This window comes from Microbacterium sp. AZCO, from assembly GCF_039614715.1.
In the GTDB taxonomy this organism is placed as follows: Bacteria; Actinomycetota; Actinomycetes; order Actinomycetales; family Microbacteriaceae; genus Microbacterium.
The window spans coordinates 3,853,408-3,873,907 of sequence record NZ_CP154857.1 but is presented as its reverse complement, the minus strand read 5'-3'; the positions used below and the strand labels follow the sequence as shown (position 1 = coordinate 3,873,907).

The 20,500-nt window shown below is 70.0% G+C and carries 17 protein-coding genes and 1 tRNA gene; 6 read left to right on the top strand and 12 right to left on the bottom strand.

From position 1 onward, the window contains the following. The first annotated feature begins 146 nt into the window (after positions 1–146). Together AAIB33_RS17675 and AAIB33_RS17670 are read left to right on the top strand one after the other, a co-directional pair. Positions 147–1,013, top strand: coding sequence for an AraC family transcriptional regulator (locus tag AAIB33_RS17675; RefSeq protein ID WP_345801262.1), 867 nt, complete (start codon positions 147–149; stop codon positions 1,011–1,013). Positions 1,014–1,055: 42 nt separating this feature from the next. After that, the gene (locus AAIB33_RS17670; RefSeq protein ID WP_345801261.1) at positions 1,056–1,799 is read left to right on the top strand and encodes an SUMF1/EgtB/PvdO family nonheme iron enzyme; all 744 of its coding nucleotides are present in this window, start codon (positions 1,056–1,058) and stop codon (positions 1,797–1,799) included. 92 nt (positions 1,800–1,891) lie between these two features. Here the strand turns inward: AAIB33_RS17670 and phoA are convergent, their stop codons facing one another. The 3 genes from phoA to AAIB33_RS17655 all read right to left on the bottom strand — a co-directional run bounded on the left by phoA (position 1,892) and on the right by AAIB33_RS17655 (position 4,861). Next, positions 1,892–3,571, bottom strand: coding sequence for an alkaline phosphatase (gene phoA, locus AAIB33_RS17665; protein WP_345801260.1), 1,680 nt, complete (start codon positions 3,569–3,571; stop codon positions 1,892–1,894). Positions 3,572–3,844: 273 nt separating this feature from the next. Further along, positions 3,845–3,935, bottom strand: a tRNA-Ser gene (locus tag AAIB33_RS17660). 65 nt (positions 3,936–4,000) lie between these two features. Continuing rightward, entirely contained in the window at positions 4,001–4,861 is an 861-nt protein-coding gene (locus AAIB33_RS17655) for an LLM class F420-dependent oxidoreductase (RefSeq protein WP_345801259.1), read from the bottom strand. A 133-nt stretch (positions 4,862–4,994) separates the two neighbouring features. Here AAIB33_RS17655 and AAIB33_RS17650 point away from each other — a divergent pair, with 133 nt between their 5' ends. Continuing rightward, entirely contained in the window at positions 4,995–5,951 is a 957-nt protein-coding gene (locus AAIB33_RS17650; RefSeq protein WP_345801258.1) for an L-lactate dehydrogenase, read from the top strand. Between the two features lie 97 nt (positions 5,952–6,048). After that, positions 6,049–7,413, top strand: coding sequence for a DNA repair protein RadA (gene radA / locus AAIB33_RS17645; protein ID WP_345801257.1), 1,365 nt, complete (start codon positions 6,049–6,051; stop codon positions 7,411–7,413). Positions 7,414–7,436: 23 nt separating this feature from the next. On the opposite strand, the gene AAIB33_RS17640 is transcribed toward radA, so the two are convergent. The 6 genes from AAIB33_RS17640 to AAIB33_RS17615 all read right to left on the bottom strand — a co-directional run bounded on the left by AAIB33_RS17640 (position 7,437) and on the right by AAIB33_RS17615 (position 13,230). Then, positions 7,437–7,835 (bottom strand): dehydrogenase, encoded by a 399-nt coding sequence (locus AAIB33_RS17640; protein ID WP_345801256.1) that lies wholly within the window; start codon positions 7,833–7,835, stop codon positions 7,437–7,439. A gap of 118 nt (positions 7,836–7,953) precedes the next feature. Continuing rightward, entirely contained in the window at positions 7,954–8,670 is a 717-nt protein-coding gene (locus AAIB33_RS17635; RefSeq protein WP_345801255.1) for a GntR family transcriptional regulator, read from the bottom strand. A gap of 117 nt (positions 8,671–8,787) precedes the next feature. Further along, positions 8,788–9,567, bottom strand: a complete 780-nt coding sequence (locus AAIB33_RS17630) for a 3-oxoacyl-ACP reductase (RefSeq protein ID WP_345801254.1) — start codon at positions 9,565–9,567, stop codon at positions 8,788–8,790. Positions 9,568–9,613: 46 nt separating this feature from the next. After that, positions 9,614–10,978 (bottom strand): aldehyde dehydrogenase family protein, encoded by a 1,365-nt coding sequence (locus AAIB33_RS17625; protein WP_345801253.1) that lies wholly within the window; start codon positions 10,976–10,978, stop codon positions 9,614–9,616. Between the two features lie 142 nt (positions 10,979–11,120). Next, entirely contained in the window at positions 11,121–11,894 is a 774-nt protein-coding gene (locus AAIB33_RS17620; protein ID WP_345801252.1) for a gamma-glutamyl-gamma-aminobutyrate hydrolase family protein, read from the bottom strand. Further along, the gene (locus AAIB33_RS17615) at positions 11,875–13,230 is read right to left on the bottom strand and encodes a glutamine synthetase family protein (RefSeq protein ID WP_345801251.1); all 1,356 of its coding nucleotides are present in this window, start codon (positions 13,228–13,230) and stop codon (positions 11,875–11,877) included. The genes AAIB33_RS17620 and AAIB33_RS17615 overlap by 20 nt, the downstream gene beginning before the upstream one ends. Before the next feature lie 152 nt (positions 13,231–13,382). Here AAIB33_RS17615 and AAIB33_RS17610 point away from each other — a divergent pair, with 152 nt between their 5' ends. Beyond that, positions 13,383–14,915: an amino acid permease gene (locus AAIB33_RS17610; RefSeq protein WP_345801250.1), complete on the top strand. Its 1,533-nt coding sequence runs from the start codon at positions 13,383–13,385 to the stop codon at positions 14,913–14,915. 58 nt (positions 14,916–14,973) lie between these two features. Here AAIB33_RS17610 and AAIB33_RS17605 read toward each other — a convergent pair whose 3' ends face one another. The 3 genes from AAIB33_RS17605 to AAIB33_RS17595 all read right to left on the bottom strand — a co-directional run bounded on the left by AAIB33_RS17605 (position 14,974) and on the right by AAIB33_RS17595 (position 18,931). Beyond that, positions 14,974–15,669, bottom strand: coding sequence for a hypothetical protein (locus AAIB33_RS17605; protein WP_345801249.1), 696 nt, complete (start codon positions 15,667–15,669; stop codon positions 14,974–14,976). A gap of 46 nt (positions 15,670–15,715) precedes the next feature. Then, entirely contained in the window at positions 15,716–16,219 is a 504-nt protein-coding gene (locus tag AAIB33_RS17600; RefSeq protein ID WP_345801248.1) for an amino-acid N-acetyltransferase, read from the bottom strand. Positions 16,220–16,405: 186 nt separating this feature from the next. After that, positions 16,406–18,931 (bottom strand): ATP-dependent Clp protease ATP-binding subunit, encoded by a 2,526-nt coding sequence (locus tag AAIB33_RS17595; RefSeq protein WP_345801247.1) that lies wholly within the window; start codon positions 18,929–18,931, stop codon positions 16,406–16,408. A gap of 218 nt (positions 18,932–19,149) precedes the next feature. On the opposite strand from AAIB33_RS17595, the gene AAIB33_RS17590 reads away from it, so the two are divergent. Further along, entirely contained in the window at positions 19,150–20,475 is a 1,326-nt protein-coding gene (locus AAIB33_RS17590) for a CoA transferase (RefSeq protein ID WP_345801246.1), read from the top strand. The last annotated feature ends 25 nt before the right edge of the window (positions 20,476–20,500 follow it).

Sequence of the window (20,500 nt, the reverse complement as noted above, 5' to 3'; positions counted from 1 at the left end):
GTGTTCGCGCGGGTCGCGGGGCTTCGAACGTCGCGGGGCGGCGATGGCGTGCGCCTCAGCGGGGGGTCGCCGGGCGATCGGATCGGACCGCGATAGTAGGGTGCGGATCGACGCAGAGCGGAAGGGTGGTCTGTGGAAGGAGGGCCGTGATCGCGGAACTGAACCGACTCGCCGAGCTGGTCGAGGACCACCTCGACGACCGGATCGATGTGGCTTCGCTGGCAAGCCAGCTCGGCACCACCGAGTATCACCTCCGGCGCATGTTCTCGTCGCTGGCGGGCATGCCGCTGTCGGAGTACATCCGGCGACGGCGGATGTCGGTCGCGGCGGCGGACGTCCTCGGTGAGAGTGATCTGCTGAGCATCGCCGTGCGCTACGGCTACGGCTCGACCGAAGCATTCGGCCGAGCGTTCCGCTCCGTGCACGGTGCCGGCCCCAGCGACATCCGACGAGACGGCGGCCCCCTTCGGACACAACCGCAGCTCAGGTTCCGCCTGACCGTAGAAGGAAGCACCCCCATGGACACCCGCATCGCAGATCGACCCGCGTTCCGTCTCATCGGGCATGCCACCCGCGTGCCCCTCATCCACGAAGGTGTCAACCCGCACATCCAGGCGCACATCGCATCGCTGCCCGCCGGCGAGCACGCACGACTCAAAGCACTCGGCGATACCGAGCCGACCGGCTTGCTCCAAGTGAGCGCCGACGTCGACCCGGACTACACCGAGGGGAGCCGGCTGACCTACCTGCACGGCGTCGCGGTCACCGAGCAGACGCCGTCGCCCGACGACCTCGACACCCTCGAGGTGCCCGCGGGCACCTGGGCCGTCTTCCGCGTCGAGGGCGAATACCCCCGCGCGCTGCAGTCCACGTGGGCTGCCACCGCGACGGAGTGGTTCCCGTCCAACCCGTGGCGGCTTCGGCCCGGACCGTCCATCGTCTCGGTGCTCGATCGTGCAGCGGACTTCAGCACCGCCACCTGCGAGCTGTGGCTCCCCGTCGAACGAGCGTGAGCCGAGCGGGCCACGCAGCCACGAGCCTGCAAAACTGGATGGATGCCGGACCTCGAGCTCGCGCGCATCCCCGGCGGAGCAGTTCGGCTGCACGACGCACGGCGCAAGCGGCGGTGGACGGTCGAGCTGGAGCCGTTCGAGCTGGGCGTCTACCCCGTCACGCAGGAGCAGCTCGCCGAGATGCTCGGGGAGACGGCATCCCACCCCCGCCGCCCCGCGACCGATCTGAGCTGGCTCCGCGCGATCCGCTTCTGCAACGCCGCCTCGGAGTGGGAGGGTCTCGACCCGGCTTACACCTTCGACGGGGAAGAGGTCGCGTGGGACGTCGGTGCGGACGGCTACCGCCTGCCGACGGAAGCCGAGTGGGAGTCCGCGTGCCGGGCGGGATCGACGGGCCCGCACTACGGCCCCCTCGCCGAGGTGGCGTGGACGAGCGCCGACGGCGTGGGCAGTCCCCAGGACGTCGGGGGGAAGCTGCCGAACCTCCACGGCCTGTTCGACACCCTCGGCAACGTGTGGGAGTGGTGCTGGGACCTCCTCGATCCTGCGCGCTACGGCGACTACCGCGTCTTCCGGGGCGGAGGATTCGCGGATGACGCGTGGAGCGCCCGCGCCTCGACCCGGCGCGGCGGTGCGCCCCGCATGCACCACGACGACGTCGGCCTCCGCGTCGCGCGCGGCGCATTCTCGACGGTCGACGAGGCGCAGGGATGGTCGGCCGCGGCCGATCGGGAGCGTGCGGCGATCGACGATCCGCTTCCACCGGGCTGGACGCCCCGGCGCTGACGGTTGCGCCGGTCGACGTGCACGGCTGCTGACTCCCGCGGACAGCCGAAACGGCCGGCCCCCGACGGGAGCCGGCCGTCTCAGAAGGATGCCTACTTGTGCACCGCGTAGACCGTTTTGGCGGTCACCGCGCTCTGCTGGCCCTTCGCCGTCACGGTGACGACCTTGACGAGCTTCGCGTCGGGAGCGGTGAACGATGCCGAGATGGAGCCGTCGACGACGTCGACCACCTGCGTCTGGCTGCCGAACGCGACGCTCACCTGGCGGTCGCCCGAGAACCCGGTGCCGGTGATCGTGACGACGTCACCCGACCCGCTGACCCCGGGCTTGAGCTTGGCGCCCTTGCTCAGCGCGGCCGTCTCGAGGTTCAGGCCGAGGGTGCCGGTGATCGTGCCGAAGGTGTCGGTCTGGTCGGTGAGACCCACGATGTTCGCCGCGCCCGGACCGAAGCCCGCGATGCGCACCTGCGAGCCGGTGTGCTGCTGCGAGCCGCCGGCGGCCGCCGTGCCGTACGAGATCTTCATGACCGAGCCGTCGACCGTCGTGAGGGCCGTGGAGAGCGAGGTCGGGGGCGTCGAGTCGACGATCTGGCTCGTGTGGGCGTGATCGGCCGTGACGAGGACGAGCGTGTCGCCCTTCTGCTTGGCGTAGGCGAGCGCGACCTGCACCGCCTCATCGAGGTCGATGGTCTCGCCGATCTGGCCGCACGCGTCCGCCGAGTGGTCGCGCTTGTCGATGCTGGCTCCCTCGACCTGCAGGAAGAAGCCCTTGTCGCCCTTCTGCTTGGCGGAGAGGAGATCGATCGCCTTAGAGGTGAGGGAGGCGAGCGAGAGCTCCTTGGGGAGGCGGTCCGGGTTCTCCGTGCAGGTCGTGGGCGTGTCGGCGCCGCCGACGGTCGCGGTGGTGGCCGCGTAGCGGGTCGGGAAGTTGCCGCCCGTGAACAGCCCCAGGACGGGCTTGGACTGGTTCGCCGCCGAGACCGAGGCGAGGCCGGCGGCATCGGTCACGACCTGGTAGCCGCGGTCGGCGGCCTGATCGAGAAGAGTCTTCCCGTTCCACTGACCGGCCTTCGCGGTCTGCTGGAAGCTCGCCAGTCCGCCGCCGAGGACGACGTCGGGGCGCGTGTTGAGGAGCTGCTCCGAGATCGAGCCGAGACCGCCGGCAGCCAGCGCGTCGTCGCCGCAGGTGGCGGAGTCGGGGCCGTAGCAGGAGCGGGCGTCCACGTGCGCGACCTGGACGGCGGGCGTCGCATCCTGGATCTCGGCGGTCGACACGTCGCCGGTCGCCATGCCGTTCGCCTTCGCGATCTCGAGGATCGTCGGAAGCGGCTGGCCGTCGATGTCGACCGAGATGGCGTTGTCGTACGTCTTGCTGCCGGTGGCCCAGGCGCTGCCGGTCGCGGCCGAGTCGGGCACGTAGTCGGGCAGACCGCGCTGGGGCCCGTCCTTGTAGATCGAGTAGGTCGTGTACGAGCCGGTCAGCGGCAGGGCGTCGATGCCGGGAAGCTCGCCGGCCGCGCCGTACTGGTAGTTGCGCGCGACGGTGATCTCGGAGTCGCCCATGCCGTCGCCGATGAGGAGGATGACGTTCTTGGCCGGGCCGGAGACGATGGCCTGCTTGACGGCGCTCGTCTGGTCGCCCTCGATGCGGTGGGGGTTGGTGACGATGCCGGCGGCGACGGCCCCTGTCGACACGAGGGTCGCGGCGGCGAGCGCCCCGACCCCGATGAACGCGAGCGCGCGTGCGCGCGACTTCTTGCGCGTGGAAGACATGCGGAATGGACTCCAGGATCAGTGGGTGGATGCCTCGAATCAGGCTCCCTCAGCCGACTCCTCTTCGATGGACGCCGCGTGAACGATTCCAGACCGAGTGGGCATCGGCAGGTGACGGGCCGTCCACGGTCTGATGAGCCGCGAATGAGAGCGGCTCATCGCGCCCTATCGATCATGGGTTTGCGCCGGCGCGCGACGAGACCATTAAGAGCGGGAAGGTGTGGTCCGGTTGCTCCTGCAAATGCGAAAACCCCTGCTCAGCAGGGGTTTTCATGGCGGTGACGGTGGGATTTGAACCCACGGTAGGGGGTTACCCTACACAACTTTTCGAGAGTTGCACCTTCGGCCGCTCGGACACGTCACCGCCGAAGAGTTTACGTCACACGGCCCGGCATCGCGAATCGAGCGGGCGCGGGGGCGCGGCATCCCTCAATCCAGTTCGCCGATGGCCCCGGCGATCAGCTCGACGACGCGCTCCGGATCGGGGATGCCGACCGAGAAGACGTACGTCGCCGTGAAGCCGATCTCCTCGAGCTGTCGCGTGAGCGACGCGACGCTCGCGGGGGTCGATGACGGGTCGACGCCGATCATCGCGGTCTTCTCGATCGTGTCGTAGTCGCGCCCGACCGCGTCGCAGTGTCGGCGGAGCACCTCGAGCTTGTGCGTCGGGAGCTCGTCGCGCACGCCGAGATTGCAGGCGTCGGCGTACTGGGCGACGAGGCGCAGCGTCTTCTTCTCACCCCCGCCGCCGATCATGAGATACGGATGCGGTCGCGTGAGGCTCTGCGGCGAGTTCAGAGTCCGCTCGAACTGCCAGATGGCACCCTCGTACGGCTCCTCCGAGTCCGACCACATCTGCAGGCAGATCTGGAGCGTCTCTTCCAGCTGCCGGAACCGCTCCGCGACCGGCGGGAAGGCGAAGCCGAGTCCGCGCGACTCCTGCTCGTTCCAGGCGGCGCCGATGCCGAGGCCCGCGCGGCCTCCGGAGAGCACATCGAGGGTCGTCACCTGCTTCGCGAGCAGCGCGGGATGCCGGTAGATCACGCCGGTCACGAGCGTATGCAGCAGCGCCTTTTCGGTGTGCGCGGCGAGGAAGCCGAGAGTCGCATACGCCTCGAGCATCTCGTGCTCGACGGGGCCGATGCCCGGCAGCTGCCAGAAGTGGTCCATGACGGTGATGCGGGCGATGCCCGCCGCTTCCGCGCTGCGCACATGCGCGGCCAGTGCCGGTCCGAGCTGCCCGGGGCCGCTCGTGAAGGTGAAGTCCGCGATGTGAAGCCCGAAGTCCATGCCGCTCCGATCGAATGCGAGTCATCGGATGCCGCATCCGACCCGAGTGTCAGGCTAGGCCCGATTGGCGCCCGCCGGGAGGGCGGCCTTTCAATCCTGGCCCGCGACGACGTCTCACTGCCAGACTGGCCGCATGAGCGTGATCGAGAACTCGAAACTCACCGTCGTCGGCGCCGGGGGCGTCGGATCGAGCGTGGCCTACGCGGCCCTCATCCGGGGATCGGCCCGGCATGTCGCGCTGTACGACATCGCGACCGAGAAGGTCGAGGCGGAGGTGCTCGACCTCGCCCACGGCACGCAGTTCACCGGAACGAGCGACATCATCGGCGGCAGCGACGTCGCGGTCGCCGAAGGGTCCCACGTCGTCGTCATCACGGCCGGCGCGAAGCAGAAGCCGGGCCAGACGCGCATCGAGCTCGCCGGCACGAACGCGAACATCCTGAAGGCGATGCTCCCGCAGCTGCTCGAGGTCGCCCCGAACGCGATCTATGTCATCGTGACCAACCCGTGCGACGTGCTGACGGTGCTCGCGCAGGAGGCGACGGGCCTGCCGCCCGAGCGCATCTTCGCCTCGGGCACCGTGCTCGACACGTCCCGCCTGCGCTGGCTGCTGGGGCGGCGCGCGGGCGTGTCGACGTCGAGCGTCCACGCCTACATCGTCGGTGAGCACGGCGACACGGAGTTCCCGCTGTGGTCGAAGACGACGATCGGCACGGTGCCGATCCTCGACTGGCAGCCCGCCGACGGACAGCCCAAGATGACGGTCGACGAACTCGATCAGATCGCCGTGGACGTTCGGGATGCCGCCTACAAGGTGATCCAGGGCAAGGGCGCGACGAACTACGCCATCGGCCTGTCGTCCGCCCGGATCGTCGAGGCCATCCTTCACGATGAGCACGCGGTAATGCCCGTCTCGACCGTGCTGCAGGACTTCCACGGCGTGAGCGGCGTCGCGCTCTCGGTGCCCTCGATCGTGTCGGCCTCGGGCGCCGTCGCGATCGCCGAGACGCAGTTCTCGGCGAGCGAGCTCGGGCTGTTCCGCCGCTCGGCGGACGCGCTGCGCGAGGTCGCCGACTCGCTGCGGGGCTGACCTGGCGCGGGGGCTGCATCGGCTCATGCCGAGACCGTACGACGGCGCTCCGACATCAGCGCCGAGCGATGTCGGAGCACCCGGTTAGCCTGATCGCATGGCGACCCGACGACCTGTGACCGCACCGTACCGGTGCACCGAGTGCGGGTGGACGACGGTCAAATGGGTCGGCCGCTGCGGCGAGTGCCAGCAGTGGGGCACGGTCGTCGAGGCGGCCGAGCAGACGGGCATCCTCCGGTCGATCTCGCCCATCGCACCCTCGGCCGACCGGGCGGCCAAGCCCATCACTCACCTGACGACGAGCGAGGCGCCGCGGCGCACGACGGGCGTCGGCGAATTCGACCGCGTCCTGGGCGGCGGCCTCGTGCCGGGCGCCGCGATCCTGCTGTCGGGCGAGCCGGGCGTCGGCAAGTCCACGCTGCTCCTCGAGGTCGCGGCGCAGTCCGCCCGGGCGGGCCGCCGCGTGCTGTACGCCTCCGCCGAAGAGTCCACCGCCCAGGTGCGCCTCCGCGCCGAGCGCACGGGCGCTCTTCACGACGAGCTGTATCTCGCGAGCGAGGTCGACCTCGCGACGATCCTCGGCCATGTCGACGAGGTGCGGCCCGACCTCCTGATCGTCGACTCCGTGCAGACGGTCTCGTCGGCGATGTCCGAGGGCATGGCGGGGCATCCGTCGCAGGTGCGGGAGGTGGCATCGACCCTCATCCGCATCGCGAAGGAGCGCGACCTGCCCGTCGTGATCGTCGGTCACGTCACGAAGGACGGGTCGATCGCAGGGCCTCGCATCCTCGAGCACCTCGTCGACGTCGTCTGCCATTTCGAGGGCGATCGGCAGACCTCGCTGCGGTTCGTACGAGCGCTCAAGAACCGCTTCGGGCCGACCGACGAGGTGGGATGCTTCGACATGACCGGCGACGGCATCGCTGAGGTCGCCGACCCGAGCGCACTGTTCCTCGGGCACGGAGCGCCGGTCGCCGGCACCTGCGTCACGATCGCACTCGAGGGCCGTCGCGCCCTGCCCGTCGAGGTGCAGGCGCTCACGATCAAGAACGGCGGGCCCAACCCGCGCCGCATCGTCAGCGGAGTCGACGCGGCGCGCGTCGCCATGGTGCTCGCGGTGCTCGAGCGCCGGGCCGGCATTCCGGTGTCCGACCAGGACGTCTACGTCTCCACGGTCGGCGGTGTGCGCCTCGTCGAGCCGGCGGCCGATCTTGCGATCGCCGTCGCCGTCGCGGGTGCCGTGCGCGACCGGGCGCTCCCCAAGGGTACGACGGCCATCGGCGAGCTGAGCCTCGCAGGTGAGATCCGCCCGGTGGCTCAAGGCGCGCAGCGGCGGTCCGAGGCCGCTCGACTCGGCTATAAGACGGTGGTGGATGCCTCGTCCCAGTCGCTCGCGAGCGCGCTGCGCGATCTCACCACGAGAGGGCGGCCGAGCGCGGCGGAGGGAGTGCCCGACTTCTGAGCGGGGTTCGGGGCGCGCGGGCGTCAGGCGTCGAGCGCCCTGATGACCTCGTCGGGCGTCGCCTGCATGGGGTGCGGCCCGGCGATGTCGAAGAACACGGTCGTGATCGCCGTGCCGTGCGCGCTGAGGAAGGCGCGGAGGGCGCCGGGCGACTGCAGCGCGACCGCGGGTGGCAGCGCGGCGGGCTTGTGCTTCGCGTCGCTGAACAGCAGCAGCGCGAGATCACCCGTGTTGGGGTCGCGGTAGGTCCACACCTCGCCGACGTCGAGCGGGTTGTCCCGATCGCCCGGGGCCATGAGCGGCACGACGGTGGGTCCGTGGCGCAGGGCGAACGCGACGGCGGCCATGTCCTGCGTCTGCAGGGCGTCGCTCAGCGCCGTGTTGCGGAACTCGAGCGGCTCCTTGCCGCGCTTCTTGGCCATCCCTCCAGGGTAGACGCCGCCACCGCGGCGACCGGGCGCCGACGCTCCTCCCGCGTACCGACGTCGACCCTTCGACAAGCTCGGGGACCGGGTGCAGGTGGTAGCCGCACCGGCCCGGTCAGGCCAGGAATCCGCGCAGCAGCGCCTCCGAGCCGGCCAGATGCTCGCGGATCGCGGCCTCCGCCGCATCGGGCCGACCGGCGAGGATCGCAGAGACGATGCGCTCGTGCTGCTCGTTCGAGTGCTCGATGTTGCGCGGGAGCAGGGGGAAGGTGTCGAGCCAGGCGTTGACGTGCGCGCGATTCTCGGCCATCAGCGCGACGAGCGACGGGATGCCGGCGACCTCGGCGATCGTGAGGTGCAGCAGCGTGTCGAGCCGGCGATAGTCGGCCTCGCCGGCCGCGCACGCCTCCTCGTGTCGCTCCCACAGCTCGGCCCGCACCTCGGGGGCGAGGGTCTGTTCGGCCGCGGCCCGTGCGGCGCCGGCCTCGAGCACCCGGCGGAGGCCGAGCACGTCCTCGAGCTCCTCGGCAGGGACCGCCATCGGCTCGGCCGGGCGGGGAAGGGGGTCCGCGACGAAGGTTCCGCCGTACCGCCCGCGCCGGCGCACGAGGAACCCCGTGTCGGCGAGCTCGCGGATGGCCTCGCGCACGGTGTCGCGGCTCACGGCGTAGAGCGCCGCGAGCTCGCGCTCGGGAGGAAGCGACTCCCCCGGCGCGACGACGCCGAGGCGGATCGTCTGAACGAGCCGCGCGACGGTGTCTTCGAGCGCGTTGCCCTCGCGGACGGGCCGGTAGACGGCCCGCCGCACCTCGCGCAGGGGCGCCTCACTCATCGAGCACCCTTCGGGGGCGTGCCGCACGACGGCCGGCTGGGACGGAAGAGGCGCGACACGCCGTGATCGAGTCGCCTTCCGTCACAGTGAGCAGTTCTACGGCACACATCCGCGACCTCAGAGCGGCGTCACGTACGCGTTGGTGATGCCGCCGTCCACGACGAACGCGGTCGCGGTGATGAACGACGCGTCGTCCGACGCGAGGAACGCGACCGACGCCGCCAGCTCCTCGGGCTCGGCGAAGCGGCCCATCGGCACGTGCACGAGCCGCCGCTGCGCGGCCTCGGGGTCCTTCGCGAAGAGCTCCTGCAGGAGGGGCGTGTTGACGGGCCCCGGGCACAGGGCGTTCACCCGGATGCCCTGCCGCGCGAACTGCACCCCGAGCTCCCGCGTCAGGGCGAGTACGCCGCCCTTCGACGCCGTGTACGAGATCTGCGACGTCGCCGATCCGAGCAGCGCGACGAACGACGCAGTGTTGATGATCGACCCGTGCCCCTGCGGGACCATGTGCCGCAGGGCGGCGCGCGAGCAGAGGTACACGCTCTTGAGGTTGACGTCCTGCACGCGATCCCACGCGGGCAGCTCCGTCGTCTCGATCGAGTCGTCGTCCGCGGGCGAGATCCCGGCGTTGTTGAACGCGATGTCGAGGCGTCCGAACTGGTCGAACACCCCGTCGAAGAGCGCGTTGACGGATGCCTCGTCCGCGACGTCGACGTGACGGAAGACGCCGTTCACCTCGGCCGCCGCCTTCTCACCCGCGCCGGGGTCGAGGTCGGCGATGACGACCGCCGCACCCTCCGCCGCGAAGCGCCGCGCGGTGGCGAGCCCGATGCCCGACGCTCCGCCGGTGATGATCGCGACCCGGTCTTTGAGGCGCTGCGTGAGGTCGACGGTCATTGATGCTCCCGGTGGTTCGAGGGACGGTGAGGGAAGAGGATGCCGGTCACGAGGCATCCGTCGCGAAGAAGACGTTCTTGGTCTCGGTGAAGTGCTCGGCGGCGTCGGGGCCGAGCTCGCGGCCGAGACCCGAGGCCTTCATGCCGCCGAACGGCGTCCAGTAGCGCACGGACGAGTGCGAGTTGACCGAGAGCACGCCGCTCTTGACGCCGCGTGCGACGCGCACCGCGCGGCCGAGGTTCTCGGTCCAGAGCGATCCGGCGAGCCCGTAGATCGTGTCGTTCGCGAGCCGGATCGCGTCGGCCTCGTCGTCGAACGGCAGCACGGCGACGACGGGTCCGAAGACCTCCTCGCGGGCGATCCGGTCCTCCGGCGAAGCCAGCACGACGGTCGGCGCGAACCAGAAGCCGTCGCCGGCCGGCACCGAGCCGCGGAAGGCGATGTCGGCGCCGTCGAGGAACTCCGCCACGGTCGAGCGATGCGACGCCGAGATGAGAGGACCCATCTCGGTCGTCTCGAGCGACGGATCCCCCACGCGCCACGCGGCGACGGCGGGTTCGAGCAGCTCGAGGAACCGGTCGTACACCGATCGCTGCACGAGGATGCGGCTGCGCGCGCAGCAGTCCTGGCCGGCGTTGTCGAAGACGGCGCCGGGCGCCGACGCCGCGGCCTTCTCGAGGTCGGCGTCGGCGAACACGATGTTGGCGCTCTTGCCGCCGAGTTCGAGTGTCACCGGCTTGAGCCCGCGTGCGCACCCGGCCGCGACCTCCACCCCGACGTCGGTCGAGCCCGTGAACACGACCTTCCGCACATCCGGGTGCTCCACGAAGCGCTGCCCGACCACCGAGCCCGCCCCCGTCACGACCTGGAACAGCCCGTCGGGCAGTCCTGCCTCGAGGGCGAGCTCGCCGAGGCGCACCGCCGTGAGCGGCGTCAGTTCAGCCGGTTTGAGCACCACGGCGTTGCCCGCGGCGAGCGCCGGGGCGAACCCCCACGACGCGATCGTCATCGGGAAGTTCCACGGCACGATGATCCCGACGACCCCGTAGGGCTCGTGGAACGTGACGTCGAGGCCGCCCGCGACGGGGATCTGCTGTCCGCTCAGCCGCTCCGGTGCACCCGCGTAGAAGTTGAGCACCTGCGCCACATGCGACGCCTCCCATCGTGCGGAGGAGATCGGATGCCCCGAATTGCGCACCTCGAGCTGCGCGAGCTCCTCGACATGGGCCTCGACGACCCGCGCGAACGACCGCAGCGCGTCAGCGCGGGCCAGGGGTGCGAGTGCGGCCCAGGAGCGTTGCGCGATGACCGCCGCCGCGATCGCGGCATCCACCGCTTCGACACTCGCGCGGGGGACGTCGCGGAACCCCTGCCCCGTCGCCGGATCGGTGAGCGTGAAGGTCGAGGTCATACGTGTCCCACTTTCCGTCCCTCATGTCCCGAAATCCGCCGCACAGCCGGTCGGGAGGGACCGAAAGTGGGACATGCCCCCGAGGCGGGCCGCGAGCCGAGCGCCGAGGCGGCCCCCGAGGCGGGCCGCGAGCCGACCGCGGTCACGCAGACACCGCCGAGTGGCGCTTGGCGGCGGCATAGACGGATGCCTCGGCCACGAGCCCCGCGAACAGACGGCGATCCTCGCGGTTCTCCTCGGGATGCCACTGCACGCCGACGAGGTACTGGTCGCCCTCGGACTCGAAGGCCTGCACGAGACCGTCATCCGTCGCGGCCGTCGCGACCAGTCCGTCACCGAGCCGGTCGATGCCCTGGTGGTGGTAGCTGTGCACGTCGAGGGCACCCTCGCCGAGCAGACCCGCAAGGCGCGACTCGGCGACGACCTCGACGGTGTTCGTCGCGAACACGCCCCCGCCGATCCGGTACCGCTCGGTGCCGAGAGCCTCGGGCAGGTGCTGGTGCAGCGTCCCGCCCCGGGCGACGTTGACGAGCTGCAGCCCGCGGCAGATTGCGAGGACCGGCATCCGCCGCGCCTCCGCCGCGCGGAAGAGGGCGAGCTCCCATTCGTCGCGGTCGGGACGGGCAGGGTCGGTGAGTGGATGCCGCTCCGCCCCGTACAGCTCGGGCTGCACGTCCATCCCGCCGGTGAGGATCAGGCCGTCGAGGCCGTCGAGCACGGCCGCGGCCGCGGCATCCCCCACCGGCTGCGGCGGAAGCAGCACCGCGATCCCGCCCGCTGCCGTCACCGAGTCGAAGTACTGCTGGGGCAGGAACGCGGCGCGCACATCCCACACCCCCTGCTTCGCCTGCTCGAGGTAGGTCGTCAGGCCGATGACGGGCGCACGCCCCCCGACGTCAGAGTCGTTCGAAGCCACGCACGCGCTCCCAGTCGGTGACGGCGGCGTCGTAGGCCTCGACCTCGACGCGCGCCTGGTTCAGATAATGCTCGACCACGTCGTCGCCGAAGGCGGCGCGGGCGATGGCCGAGTCGGCGAACAGCTGGGCGGCCTCGCGCAGCGTCGTCGGGAGGTGGTCGACGTCGGACGCGTACGCGTTGCCGCGCAGGGCCTCGGGCAGCGGCAGTTGGTGCTCGACGCCGTACAGGCCGCCGGCGATGATCGCGGCGATGCCGAGGTACGGGTTCACGTCGCCGCCGGGCACGCGGTTCTCGACGCGCAGCGACGAGCCATGGCCGACGACGCGCAGCGCGCACGTGCGGTTGTCGATGCCCCAGGCGACGCCCGTCGGAGCGAAGGATCCCTTCGCGTAGCGCTTGTACGAGTTGATCGTGGGGGCGTAGAGCAGCGTGAACTCCCGGAGGGTCCTGAGGATCCCCGCGATCCAGTGCTCCATGAGCGGGCTGAAGCCGTGCTCCCCCTCACCCGCCATGACGGCCTCGCCGTCGGCATCCCGGACTGACAGGTGGATGTGGCAGCTGTTGCCCTCGCGCTCGTTGAACTTGGCCATGAACGTGATGGCCTTGCCGTGGCGGTCGGCGATCGCCTTGGCACCGTTCTTGTAGATGGAGTGCTGATCGGCGGTCTCGAGCACCTCGGCGTAGCGGAACGCGATCTCCTGCTGTCCGAGATTGCACTCCCCCTTGACCCCCTCGGTGTAGAGGCCGGCGCCGTCCATCGAGACGCGGATGTCGCGCAGCAGCGGCTCCAGCCGCCCCGAGGCGAGCAGATCGTAGTCGACGTTGTAGTCCGTCGAGGGAGTGAGATCGCGGTAGCCCTTCGCCCAGGCATCCCGATACGTGTCGTCGAAGACGATGAACTCGAGCTCCGTGCCGGAGTAGGCCACGAGGCCGCGGTCGGCGAGACGCGCGCGCTGATGATTCAGGATGTCGCGGGGCGACTGCACGACGGGGTCGCCGTGCTCCCACGTGAGGTCGGCCATGACGAGCGCCGAGCCGGGGAGCCACGGGATGCGGCGGAGAGTGGATGCGTCGGGTCGCAGCATCATGTCGCCGTAGCCCGACTCCCAGCTCGCCATCGCGTAGCCGTCGACCGTGTTCATGTCGACGTCGACCGACAGCAGGTAGTTGCACGCCTCGGCCCCGTGGGTCAGCACCTCCTCCTGGAAGAGCCGCGCCGACACCCGCTTGCCGACGAGCCGGCCCTGCGCGTCGGCGAAGGCGACGACGACGGTGTCGATCTCGCCCGCTGCGATGGCTGCCTCGAGTTCGGACACGCTGAGGTTTCCCGGCATCCGTCGCCCTCCCCTGAGCGCCCACGGTCGGGACGCGCCCGTCCACCATAACCAGCAACTTGCGTTCAAAGGTAGACACAGCAAACCAATAGACGCCACAATCGTGCGCAAGGCGCATCCCCCGCCCCTCACCCGAGCGCCACGGAGGACCCATGTCACAGTCGAGCGGCGAGCCGCGGAAGGTCGCGGGAGCGACCTATAACCGCGCGGGCCAGGAGTATTTCCAGAAGCGGACCCTCAAGCGGTCGGCCGGTGTGTGGGGCCTGTGGGGTCTCGCGGTCGCCGCCGTCATCTCCGGCGACTTCTCGGGCTGGAACTTCGGCATCGACTTCGCGGGCTTCGGCGGAATGCTCATCGCCTTCGCGATCCTCGTGGTCATGTACTACGGCATGATCTTCTCGATCGGCGAGATGGCGGCCGCGATGCCGCACACGGGCGGCGCGTACTCCTTCGCGCGGTCGGCGATGGGGCCGTGGGGCGGCCTCGTCACGGGCGCCGCCGAGACGATCGAGTACGTCGCGACGACGGCGGTCATCGTCTACTTCTCCGCCTCGTATGCCGACGCCATCACGAGCGAGCTGCTCGGCTTCTCGATGCCCACGTGGGTGTGGTGGATCATCCTCTACGTCGTCTTCATCGCCCTGAACGCCGCCGGCGCGTCGATCTCCTTCAAATTCGCGATCGTCGTGTCGATCATCTCGATCGCGATCATCCTGGTGTTCTCCGCGATGGCGATCTTCTCCGGCGCGTTCTCGTGGGACGCCCTGTGGGACATCGCCCCCGACGAAGGCCAGAGCGTCTTCCTGCCGCACGGCGTGATCCCCATCCTCTTCGCCCTCCCGTACGCCATGTGGTTCTTCCTCGGCATCGAGGAGCTGCCGCTCGCAGCCGAAGAGTCGCACAACCCCGAGCGCGACATCCCGCGCGCCGGCTTCATCGCCCGGACGACGCTCATCATCACGGGGCTCCTCGTGCTGTTCCTCAACACGGGCGTGCTCGGTGCGGAGGCCACCGGCACCGCCGGCGAGCCGCTCCTCGACGGCTTCCGCGCGATCGTCGGCGACCAGCTCGCCGCCGTGCTCGCGCTCTTCGCCCTCATCGGACTCCTCGCCTCGCTGCAGGGGATCATGTTCGCGTACGGCCGCAACATGTACTCGCTCTCCCGCGCGGGCTACTACCCGCGGTTCCTCTCGCTCACCGGCAAGCGCCAGACGCCGTGGGTCGCCCTTGTCGTGGGAGCCGTCATCGGCTGGATCGCCCTCCTCCTCGTCGACGCGCTCGGCGGCACGGGCGGAGTGGCTGGAGCGATCGTGCTCAACATCGCGATCTGGGGCGCCGTGATCGCCTACACGCTGCAGATGGTGTCGTACGTCATCCTGCGCCGGAAGTACCCGAACGCGAACCGCCCGTACCGCAGCCCGTGGGGCATCCCGGGCGCCGTCGTCGCCGGCGCCGTGTCGATCCTGATCTTCTTCGGCTTCTTCATCAACGAGCCCGCCCGACCCGCCATTCTCGCGATCGGCGTCGTCTACGTCGTCATCCTCATCGGCTTCGCGCTGTACTTCCGGCACCGCCTCGTGCTGTCGCCGGAGGAGGAGTACGCACTGTCGGGCGGTGAGCACGGCGATCCGCAGACCGAAGGCTACGACGCGATGGAGAACGAGGTCTTCGACGACAAGGTGTGACGCAGGGGGATGAGGGCCGGGCGTCGGGGGGCGTCCGGCCCTGTCTTCGGCGCCGGGCTCAGTAGAGCAGGATCTGCTTCGACTGGGATGCCGGGATGCCGCCGATCTCGACGGTCACGTGGTACGAGGCTCCCCCGGCCGGAGCGATGGGCCGATTGCTCGTGTCGCACGTCGAGACGGATGAGCGCGTGCGGTCCCACACGACGGGCGTCGCACTCGACACCGTCTGGCCCGCGGCGAGCGTCACGATCATGTCGCTCGGCTCGGTCTGGCAGTCGGTCGAGCGCCACCAGACGTCGTTGCCGCTCGACACGGTGAAGACCTGCGTCGTCGTCCCGACGTTGAGAGTGCAGTCCTCCGAGCCTTGGTTGGTGAGCTTTATGGACACCTGCGGGTTCTGGCCCGCGGCGTAGGTGTCGGCATCCGTCACCGCTTCGACGAGGATGTCGCTGGCAAGACAGGGCCCCGCGGTCCCGGTCGCCGCCGGCGTCGGCGTGCCGGTCGGTGTCGGCTCCGGAGTGGGCGTGGGGGTGGGAGTCGGCGTGGCGGTCGGAGTCGGGGTCGGAGTCTGAGTCGACGTGCGGGTGGGCGACGGAGTGGGCTCGGAGGTGAGTGCGAGACCGCGCCACGGCTGCGCGATGAGGAGCCACGCGATGCCGGCCGCGATGAGCAGCACCGCGATCAGCACGACGAGACGTCGGCGACGGTACACCGCCGGGGAATGACGTCGCCGTCGGGAACTGGCTCGGGTCATGATTCCAGGCTAAGCGCGCGTGTCGCGGGCTGCGACCGCGACGCGGTCAGAGCTGCTTGAGCATGCGGGTGTTGCCGAGGGTGTTCGGCTTGACGTGCGCGAGGTCGAGGAACTCCGCGACACCTTCGTCGGGCGAGCGGACGAGCTGCGAGTAGACATCGGGATCGACGACCTGCTCGCCGATGGGCGAGAAGCCGCGGCGGGTGAAGAAGTCGACCTCGAACGTGAGGCAGAACAGTCGCGTGAGGCCGAGCGTGAGCGCGTTCTGCTCCAGCGCTTCGACGATTTCGCGGCCGACGCCGCGATGCAGCCACTCGTCGACGACGATGAGCGTGCGAATCTCGCCGAGGTCCTCCCACATGACGTGCAGCGCGCCGCACCCGATGAGCCGGCCCGCGTCGTCCTGCGCGACCACGAACTGCTGCACCGACTCGTACAGCACGACGATGTCCTTGCCCAGCAGGATCCGCTTCTGCACGAAGGGATCGAGCATGTCCTGGATGCCGCGCACATCGGCCGTCGTCGCGGGGCGCACGTGGAAGCCGGTCACGCCGTCCAGCCTATTTCGCCCAGAGCCCGTGCTGTCACCGAAAGCCCGCGATCTGAACGGGGCGCACCGTGGGCTTTCGGCGAGAGCACGGGCTCTGGTCACTCGGGCACGAAGACCGGAAACGACGAAGAGTGGATGCCGGGAGGCATCCACTCTTCGTCTTGTCAGGCCTTGCGGCCCGAAGGGTCAGTCCGAGGTGATCGCGAGGTCGGGCGTGGCCGAAATCTCGGGCGTCGAGACGACGCCGACGGCGACCTTCTCGCCGCGCGGGCCGTTCTCGAACACGAACTCGCCGTCCTTCGCGTCGACCGTGATGTGGTCGCCCGCCTCGAGCTGGCCGTGCAGGATCCGCTCGCTGAGCCGGTCCTCCACCTCGTGCTGCATCGCGCGGCGCAGCGGCCGGGCGCCGAGCGCGGGGTCGAAGCCGATCTCGATGAGGCGCTCCTTGGCGGCGAGCGTCAGCTCGATCGTCATGTCGCGGTCGAGCAGGCGGTCGCCCAGTCGCTTCGTGAACAGGTCGACGATCTGGATGAGCTCCGGCTTCGACAGCTGCGGGAAGACGATGATGTCGTCGACGCGGTTGAGGAACTCGGGCTTGAAGTGCCGCTTGAGCTCTTCCTGCACCTTGCCCTTCATGCGGCTGTACGACGTCTCGTTGTCGCCCTCGACCTGGAACCCGACCGGTCCGCCCGCGATGTCGCGCGCGCCCAGGTTGGTCGTCATGATGATGACGGTGTTCTTGAAGTCGACGACGCGGCCCTGACCGTCGGTCAGACGACCCTCCTCGAGGATCTGCAGGAGCGAGTTGAAGATGTCGGGGTGAGCCTTCTCGATCTCATCGAAGAGCACCACCGAGAACGGCTTGCGGCGCACCTTCTCGGTCAGCTGGCCGCCCTCTTCGAATCCGACGAATCCGGGAGGGGCGCCGAACAGGCGCGAGACGGTGTGCTTCTCACCGAACTCCGACATGTCGAGCGAGATCAGCGCGGCCTCGTCGTCGAACAGGAACTCGGCGAGCGCCTTCGCGAGCTCGGTCTTTCCGACACCGGTGGGGCCGGCGAAGATGAACGAGCCGTTCGGACGCTTGGGGTCCTTGAGGCCCGCACGCTGACGGCGGATCGTCTTGGACAGAGCGGCGATCGCCTCTTCCTGGCCGATGACGCGCTGGTGCAGCGCCTTCTCCATGAACACCAGCCGCGAGGACTCCTCCTCGGTCAGCTTGAAGACCGGAATGCCGGTGGCCTGAGCCAGAACCTCGGCGATCAGGCCCTCGTCGACCACCGCGTGGGACGCGACGTCGCCCGAGCGCCACTGCTTCTCGAGGCGCAGGCGCTCGGCGAGCAGGGACTTCTCCTCGTCGCGCAGGGCAGCGGCCTTCTCGAAGTCCTGGTCCTCGCTCGCGCGCTCCTTGTCCTGACGCACCTTCGAGATGCGCTCGTCGAACTCGCGCAGCTCGGGCGGCGACGACAGGATCGACAGGCGCAGGCGGGCGCCCGCCTCGTCGATCAGGTCGATGGCCTTGTCGGGCAGGAACCGGTCGGAGATGTAGCGGTCGGCGAGGTTCGCGGCGGCGACGATCGCACCGTCCGTGATCTGCACCTTGTGGTGCGCCTCGTACCGGTCGCGCAGACCCTTGAGGATGTTGATCGCGTGGGGGAGCGACGGCTCGGCGACCTGGATCGGCTGGAAGCGGCGCTCGAGCGCAGCATCCTTCTCGAAATGCTTGCGGTACTCGTCGAGCGTCGTGGCACCGATGGTCTGGAGTTCGCCACGGGCGAGGAGGGGCTTCAGGATGCTGGCCGCATCGATGGCACCCTCGGCGGCGCCCGCACCCACGAGGGTGTGGATCTCGTCGATGAAGACGATGATGTCGCCGCGCGTGCGGATCTCCTTCGTGACCTTCTTCAGGCGCTCCTCGAAGTCACCGCGGTAGCGGGAGCCGGCGATGAGCGAGCCGAGGTCGAGGGAGTAGAGCTGCTTGTCCTTGAGCGTCTCGGGCACGTCGCCCTTGACGATCGCCTGCGCGAGGCCCTCGACGACGGCGGTCTTGCCGACACCCGGCTCGCCGATCAGGACGGGGTTGTTCTTGGAGCGGCGCGACAGGATCTGCATGACGCGCTCGATCTCCTTCTCGCGCCCGATGACCGGGTCGAGCTTGTTCTCGCGCGCGGCCTGCGTGAGGTTGCGGCCGAACTGGTCGAGCACCTGCGAGCCGCCCTGGGCAGCCTGCGGGTTGTCGTGCGCGGCGCCGGAGACGGCGGCCGGCTCCTTGCCCTGGTAGCCGGAGAGCAGCTGGATGACCTGCTGGCGCACCTTGTTGAGGTCGGCGCCGAGCTTCACGAGCACCTGGGCGGCGACACCCTCGCCCTCGCGGATGAGGCCGAGCAGGATGTGCTCTGTGCCGATGTAGTTGTGACCCAGCTGCAGCGCTTCGCGCAGCGACAGCTCCAGCACCTTCTTCGCCCGCGGCGTGAAGGGGATGTGGCCGGTCGGCTGCTGCTGGCCCTGGCCGATGATGTCCTGCACCTGCTCGCGCACAGCGTCGAGCGAGATGCCCAGGCTCTCGAGGGCCTTGGCGGCGACTCCTTCACCCTCGTGGATGAGGCCGAGCAGGATGTGCTCGGTGCCGATGTAGTTGTGGTTCAGCATCTTCGCCTCTTCTTGGGCGAGGACGACCACACGACGGGCACGGTCGGTGAATCTCTCGAACATCGTTCTTCCTCCGGGGCAGGGACGGGTCGTTCGACCCCTCAGCGCCTTACATCGAGGGTAACGAGCGACCGGATGCCGCAAGCCGCTGTTCGCCGTGGGCATAGCGCCATGACCCCTTGTGTCCGGCGGGGTCGGGTGATCACGGGCACGGGCCGCCCATGCCACGGGTCCGGATCCGGCCCTGGCGATCGGGCCCGGCCAGGCAATACCGTCGCGACATGACGGTCACGGCACGCGGATTCCTGGGAGAGGTCGGACTCGAGGCGCGGGCGAGGCTCGACGAGGCGCGGCATCCCGTTCCTCTTCCTTCGCGCCTCGCCGTCGGCGAGCTCGCCTGGGCATCCGTCGGGGCCGCCTTCCTCGCAGCGGCGGAACTCGCGGGCGCCGATCGAGTGGCACTCGACCCCGACCGGATCGCCCTCGCGTACTCGAGCGAGCGATACGGGAGTGTCGACGGCGAGCAGCCGATGGCGTTCGCGCCGCTGTCGGGCTTCTTCCGCACCTCGGACGGCTGGGTCCGCACGCACGGCAACTACCCGCATCACGCCGCCGCGCTGCGCAGCGGTCTCGGCCTGGGCTCCGATGCGGGCAAGGCCGAGGTGGCCGATGCCCTGGCCGGGATGCCCGCGGGGGTCGCGACGCAGGCGATCGTGGCGCGCGGCGGCATCTGCTCTCCCGTCTTCCACGAGCGTCCCGATGTGGAGGAGGGCCTGGCGCAGCGGCCTCTCGTCGCCGTCTCCCGCCTCGGGGACGCCCCGGCACGCGAACTGAGTCGGATACCCGACGCACCCCTGTCCGGTGTGCGGGTGCTCGATCTCACCCGCGTGATCGCGGGCCCCGTCGCGACGCGCACCCTCGCGCTGTTCGGCGCCGAGGTGCTGCGGATCGACTCACCTCGGCTCCCCGAGATCGAATGGCAGCACCTCGACACGGGACACGGCAAGAGATCCGCGCAGCTCGACCTGTCCGATCCCGCGGGTCGCGAGCGGTTCGAGCGCCTCGCGTCGACCGCGGACGTCATCGTGCTCGGGTACCGTCCGGACGGCCTCGCACGGCTCGGCCTGTCGCCCGCCGACCTCGCCGCGCGGCATCCCGGCATCGTCGTCGCGCAGCTGTCGGCGTGGGGCTCGCCCGACCGCCGAGGCTTCGACAGCATCGTGCAGGCGGCATCCGGCATCTCCTGGATCGAATCCCGCGACGGCACGACGCCCGGCGCGCTGCCCGCGCAGGCGCTCGACCACAGCGCGGGCTATCTCCTCGCCGCCGCGGTCATGGCGCTCCTCGGGCGGCGCACTCGCGAGGGCGGGTCCTGGCTCGCCGAGACGTCACTGCGTCGCATCGCGACAGAACTGCTCGGGATGCCGCGCACGAGCGAGCCTGCCCCCGTGGACGTCGTCGATCCCGCGGCGCACACGCAGCGCTTCGACGTCGCGGGGCGCACGATCACGACGGTGGCGCCGGCGGCGGGCTACGCCGGCGGTCCCACGCGCTTCGCCTCGCCGCGCCCGTGGGGCCGGGCTGCACCGGAGTGGTCGGCCTCGTGAGGTCGGAGGGCGGAAGCTCGTCAGC

Bases quoted from the DNA above. Each gene is read 5' to 3' on its own strand.
- AAIB33_RS17590 (WP_345801246.1), top strand. From the start codon at position 19,150: ATGACGGTCACGGCACGCGGATTCCTGGGAGAGGTCGGACTCGAGGCG.
- AAIB33_RS17615 (WP_345801251.1), bottom strand. From the start codon at position 13,230: ATGCCGGGAAACCTCAGCGTGTCCGAACTCGAGGCAGCCATCGCAGCG.
- AAIB33_RS17635 (WP_345801255.1), bottom strand. From the start codon at position 8,670: ATGAGTGAGGCGCCCCTGCGCGAGGTGCGGCGGGCCGTCTACCGGCCC.
- AAIB33_RS17610 (WP_345801250.1), top strand. From the start codon at position 13,383: ATGTCACAGTCGAGCGGCGAGCCGCGGAAGGTCGCGGGAGCGACCTAT.
- radA (WP_345801257.1), top strand. From the start codon at position 6,049: ATGGCGACCCGACGACCTGTGACCGCACCGTACCGGTGCACCGAGTGC.
- phoA (WP_345801260.1), bottom strand. From the start codon at position 3,571: ATGTCTTCCACGCGCAAGAAGTCGCGCGCACGCGCGCTCGCGTTCATC.
- AAIB33_RS17625 (WP_345801253.1), bottom strand. From the start codon at position 10,978: ATGACCTCGACCTTCACGCTCACCGATCCGGCGACGGGGCAGGGGTTC.
- AAIB33_RS17650 (WP_345801258.1), top strand. From the start codon at position 4,995: ATGAGCGTGATCGAGAACTCGAAACTCACCGTCGTCGGCGCCGGGGGC.
- AAIB33_RS17670 (WP_345801261.1), top strand. From the start codon at position 1,056: ATGCCGGACCTCGAGCTCGCGCGCATCCCCGGCGGAGCAGTTCGGCTG.
- AAIB33_RS17640 (WP_345801256.1), bottom strand. From the start codon at position 7,835: ATGGCCAAGAAGCGCGGCAAGGAGCCGCTCGAGTTCCGCAACACGGCG.
- AAIB33_RS17595 (WP_345801247.1), bottom strand. From the start codon at position 18,931: ATGTTCGAGAGATTCACCGACCGTGCCCGTCGTGTGGTCGTCCTCGCC.
- AAIB33_RS17655 (WP_345801259.1), bottom strand. From the start codon at position 4,861: ATGGACTTCGGGCTTCACATCGCGGACTTCACCTTCACGAGCGGCCCC.
- AAIB33_RS17605 (WP_345801249.1), bottom strand. From the start codon at position 15,669: ATGACCCGAGCCAGTTCCCGACGGCGACGTCATTCCCCGGCGGTGTAC.
- AAIB33_RS17630 (WP_345801254.1), bottom strand. From the start codon at position 9,567: ATGACCGTCGACCTCACGCAGCGCCTCAAAGACCGGGTCGCGATCATC.